This window comes from Marinobacter sp., from assembly GCF_033722195.1.
Lineage (GTDB): Bacteria > Pseudomonadota > Gammaproteobacteria > Pseudomonadales > Oleiphilaceae > Marinobacter.
The window spans coordinates 1-5,225 of sequence record NZ_JAWVZL010000147.1; the positions used below are offsets into that span (position 1 = coordinate 1).

Consider the following 5,225-nt stretch of genomic DNA (forward strand, 5'->3'; position numbering starts at 1 on the left):
ACGACCCGGATTATGACGCCAAGCGTGAGGCCTACTACACCCGCCTCAACTTCGAGCTCGACATCATCACCCAGATGGGGTTCCCCGGTTACTTCCTGATCGTTATGGACTTCATCAAGTGGGCCAAGAACAACGGCGTGCCGGTGGGGCCGGGCCGGGGTTCCGGTGCCGGGTCCCTGGTGGCCTACGCCCAGGAGATCACCGACCTGGATCCGCTGGAATACGACCTGCTGTTCGAGCGCTTCCTCAACCCGGAGCGGGTCTCCATGCCCGACTTCGACGTGGACTTCTGCATGGAGGGCCGGGACCGGGTCATTGCCTACGTGGCGGAGAAGTACGGCCGCGAGGCGGTGTCCCAGATCATTACCTTCGGCACCATGGCCGCCAAGGCGGTGGTGCGGGACGTGGCGCGGGTCCAGGGCAAGTCCTACGGCCTGGCGGACCGGCTCTCCAAGATGATCCCCTTCGAAGTGGGCATGACCCTGGAAAAGGCCCTGGAGCAGGAGGAGCCGCTGCGGGAATTCCTGGCCCAGGACGAGGAGGCCCAGGAAATCTGGGAGATGGCGCTGAAGCTGGAGGGTGTCTGCCGTAACGCCGGCAAGCACGCCGGTGGCGTGGTGATCGCACCCACCAAGATCACCGATTTCTCGCCGCTCTACTGCGACGATGAGGGCGGCAGCCTTGTGACCCAGTTCGACAAGAACGACGTCGAGGAAGCCGGGCTGGTGAAGTTCGACTTCCTGGGTCTGCGTACCCTGACCATCATCGACTGGGCGCTGGGTATGATCAACCCGCGCCGTGAGGCCCGGGGCGAGCCGGCGCTGGACATCAACGACATCCCGCTGGTGGACGCCAAGTCCTTCGAGATGCTCAAGCGCGCCGAGACCACCGCGGTGTTCCAGCTGGAATCCCGTGGCATGAAGGACCTGATCCGCCGCCTGCAGCCGGACTGCCTGGAGGACATGATCGCCCTGGTGGCGCTGTTCCGTCCCGGTCCGCTGCAATCGGGCATGGTGGACGACTTCATCGACCGCAAGCACGGCCGCCAGCCGGTGGCCTATCCCCACCCGGACTACCAGTATGAAGGCCTCAAGCCGGTGCTGGAGCCCACTTACGGCATCATCCTGTACCAGGAGCAGGTGATGCAGATCGCCCAGGTCATGGCGGGCTATACCCTGGGCAACGCCGATATGCTGCGCCGGGCCATGGGCAAGAAGAAACCGGAGGAGATGGCCAAACAGAAGGCTTTCTTCATCGAGGGCTGCCGGGCCAACAACATCAGCGACACCCTGGCGGAGAACATCTTCGACCTGGTGGAAAAGTTCGCCGGCTACGGCTTCAACAAGTCCCACTCGGCGGCTTACGCCCTGGTGTCCTACCAGACCCTGTGGCTGAAGGCCCATTACACCGCCGAGTTCATGGCGGCGGTGCTGACCGCCGATATGCAGAACACCGACAAGGTGGTCACCCTGGTGGAGGAGTGCCGCAGCCTGGGGCTGTCGCTGGTGCTGCCGGATGTGAGCACTTCGGAGTACACCTTCACGGTCAACGACGCCGGCGAGATCGTCTACGGTCTGGGGGCCATCAAGGGCCTCGGCGAGGGCCCCATCCAGAGCATTGTGGAGGGTCGCGCCGACGGCAAGGGGCCCTTCAAGGACCTGTTCGACTTCTGCCGCCGCATCGACCTCAAGAAGGTCAACAAGCGGGCCCTGGAGGCGCTGGTGCGCTCCGGCGCCATGGACAAGCTGGGCCCCGGCCGGGCCCAGATCATGGCCAGCATCGACAAGGCCATCCAGCAGGCCGGCCAGCAGTCCCGCAACGAATCCGTGGGCATGGTGGACATGTTCGGCGAGATGCTGGAGGGCGGCGACGGCGTCGACCTGTTCGCCGATGTGGCCCAGGTCCGGGAGTGGCCCGGCAAGGAGCGCCTGAAGGGTGAAAAGGACACCCTGGGGCTCTACCTCACCGGTCACCCCTTCGACGAGTACGAGCGTGAGGTGCGCCGCTTCGTACGCTCCTCGATCCGCGACATCAAGCCCTCCCGTACCCCCCAGCGGGTGGCGGGTCTGGTGATTGCCCAACGCTCGATGAAGACCAAGACCGGCCAGACCATCAGCTTCATCACCCTGGACGACCGCAGCGCCCGCATCGAGGCCACGCTCTTCTCGGAACTGTTCTACGAGAAGCGCGAGCTGCTGCAGTCGGACCAGGTCATCGTGGTGGAGGGCCAGGTCAGCCACGACGACTACTCCGGCCAGATGAAAATGCGGGTCAGCGACGTCATGGACGTGGCCAGTGCCCGCCAGCGCTTCAGCCGCGGCCTGCAGCTGGCGCTGCGGGCGGACCAGCTCCAGAACGGCCTGCTGGACCGGATCGACCAGACCCTGCAGCCCTTTCGTTGCGAGGGCAGCCCGGTCTGGATCGACTACCAGGGGGGCGATGCCAGCACCCGAATCGAGCTGGGCGAGGGCTGGCGTGTGCAGCCCGACGACAAGCTGCTGATGGAGCTGCGCTACCTGGTGGGCGACCAGGCGGTGGAACTGGTCTATGATTGAGGGCAGGATTGCCTTATACCAAGGTCCGCTTTTTCCAGTGTCCCGGCACTGTTATTTTGGGGCAAATTCAACGGGGGCGGGGATCTGACGGGATCCTGCCGACGCCCGGCAATGCAAAAAATGATGGATCATCATGAACCCTAATTATCTTGATTTCGAACAGCCGATTGCCGACCTGGAAGCCAAGATCGAAGAGCTTCGCATGGTGGGCAACGACACCGACATCAACATCACGGACGAGATCAACCGGCTCAAGAACAAGAGCGTGAGCCTGACCGAGAGCATCTTCTCCGACCTGGCGCCCTGGGATATCTCCCGGCTGGCCCGGCATCCGCGCCGGCCCTACACCCAGGACTACATCGACCTGATGTTCGACGATTTCGACGAGCTCCACGGAGACCGCCGTTACGCCGACGACCTCTCCATCATCGGCGGCACCGCCCGCCTGGACGACCAGCCGGTCATGATCATCGGCCACCAGAAGGGCCGCGAGGTCCGGGACAAGGTGCGCCGCAACTTCGGCATGCCGCGCCCGGAGGGCTATCGCAAGGCGCTGCGGCTGATGGAGATGGCCGAGCGCTTCCGGATGCCGATCCTGACCTTCATCGACACCCCGGGTGCCTACCCCGGCATCGGTGCCGAGGAACGCGGCCAGAGCGAGGCCATTGCCTTCAACCTGGCGGTGATGTCGCGGCTGAAAACCCCGATCATCTCCACGGTGGTGGGCGAGGGCGGCTCCGGCGGTGCCCTGGCCATCGGTGTCTGCGACCATCTGTACATGCTGCAGTACGCCACCTACTCGGTGATTTCACCGGAAGGCTGTGCCTCGATTCTCTGGAAGAGCGCCGACTACGCCGCTGACGCCGCCGAGGCCATGGGCGTGACCGCCAGCCGGCTCAAGTCCCTGGGGCTGACCGACAAGATCATCTCCGAACCCCTGGGCGGTGCCCACCGCAACCCCGAAGCCATGGCCCAGACCCTGCGCAAGCAGCTTCTGACCGGTCTGGCGGACCTCAAACGTCTTTCCCAGGATGAATTGGTGGCTCGGCGCTATGAGCGCCTGACCCGTTATGACACCGGGCGGTAACAGCCGCCCGCCGGATGTCGCCTGGCCAGCGGAACTGGTACAGGCGCTGTCCGGCCTTCCCGACAGCCCTCGCCTCTGGGTGGCCTACAGCGGCGGGCTGGACTCCACTCTGCTTCTGAACGCGCTCTGCCACAGTCTGCCGGACAGCCAGCGGGGCCGGCTCCGAGCCGTTCACGTCAATCACCAGCTCCAGGCCAACGCCTCGGCCTGCGAAGCGGCCTGCCGCAGTCAGTGCGAAGCCCTGGCTGTGCCCCTGACGGTGGCGGCCGTGGAGGTGGCTCCCGGCCCGGGTGATGGCGGCCTGGAAGCCGAGGCCCGCCGGGCCCGCTACCGGGTGTTCGAGGATCTGCTGGGGGAGGGCGACCTGCTGCTGATGGCCCACCACCAGAATGACCAGACCGAGACCCTGCTGTTCCGCTTCCTGCGGGGCACCGGCGTGGCCGGCCTGGCCGGCATGCCGGCCCAACGCCGTCTCGGTCGCGGTACCCTCATGCGGCCGTTGCTGGGCTTTGACCGGGCACAGATCCGGGCCTGGGCCGAGGCGGCGGGACTGACCTGGGTGGATGACCCCAGCAATCAGGACCGGCGTTTTGACCGCAATTTCCTGCGCCACGAGATTATTCCCCGGGCACGGCAACGCTGGCCCGGTCTTGAGGCCCGGCTCGGCCACACCGCGGCCCGGTGCCGCGAGCAGGTGGCGCTGGCAGACAGTCTGGCCCGCATCCAGGCCCGGGACTGTGTGGACGGGGCAGGGCATATCCGCCTGGATGCCCTGGCCGCCTTGCCGCCGGTAGAGCAGAAGAACCTGGTGCGCTGGTGGATTGCCAGCCAGGGCCATGAGCCACCAGCCCCAGCTCAACTGGACACGGGGCTGCCGGAACTGCTTGCGGCGGCACCGGACCGGGCTCCGGAACTGAGAACCGAAGCCTACTGCCTGCGGCGCTACCGGCAGACGCTGCATCTGGTGCCGGTGGCGGACGCTGTCGAGCTACTCGGTGGCCAGCCACTGACGGCGGCGGAGCCGCTGCCCTGGCAGGGCGGCAGGCTGGCGCTTGAACCGGCCGGCCCACAGCGGGTTGATCCGCCCCGTCTGACGGTGACCCGGCGCATGGGAGGGGAGCGTTTCCGGGAGCGGCCGGGCGGCCCGACACGGTCTCTGAAGAAGTGGCTGCAGGAGCAGGAGGTGCCGCCCTGGCAGCGGGCCTCCCTGCCGCTGGTCTGGGAGGCCGGCGAGCTGGTGGCCATCGGCCATCTCTGGCGGTCGTCACACTTCGCCGGAGAGGCGCCGGCAAGCGGCTGGCGCATCCTCTGGGAGCGGGATTTTAATTGAGAAGGCGGGGCGATTCTGCTAGTCTGGCGTCCCATCTTGAGATGACAATCTCCCTCTCCACCGAACCAGATAAATCAAAACGGAATCTGCATGACGCGTTATATTTTCGTCACCGGCGGTGTTGTGTCTTCACTGGGGAAAGGTATCGCGTCAGCTTCTCTGGCGGCGATCCTGGAAGCACGCGGCCTTAAGGTCACCATTCTCAAGCTGGACCCGTACATCAACGTGGACCCCGGCACCATGAGCCCGTTCC

Annotated in this window: 3 protein-coding genes and 1 pseudogene; all 4 read left to right on the forward strand. The window is 65.7% G+C overall.

Going from position 1 to position 5,225, the window contains the following annotated elements; translation table 11 throughout:
* Positions 1-2,555, forward strand: a 2,555-nt coding sequence (gene dnaE, locus R3280_RS15890; protein ID WP_318999589.1) for a DNA polymerase III subunit alpha, incomplete at its 5' end; no start/stop codon positions are given.
* Between the two features lie 133 nt (positions 2,556-2,688).
* A complete protein-coding gene (gene accA, locus R3280_RS15895) occupies positions 2,689-3,642 on the forward strand; it encodes an acetyl-CoA carboxylase carboxyl transferase subunit alpha (RefSeq protein WP_318999590.1) in 954 nt (317 codons plus the stop codon).
* Complete coding sequence (tilS, locus tag R3280_RS15900; protein ID WP_318999591.1) at positions 3,626-4,972, forward strand: tRNA lysidine(34) synthetase TilS; 1,347 nt, start codon at positions 3,626-3,628, stop codon at positions 4,970-4,972. The genes accA and tilS overlap by 17 nt, the downstream gene beginning before the upstream one ends.
* 90 nt (positions 4,973-5,062) lie before the next feature.
* Positions 5,063-5,225: pseudogene (locus R3280_RS15905) on the forward strand (hypothetical protein); the annotation flags it as partial.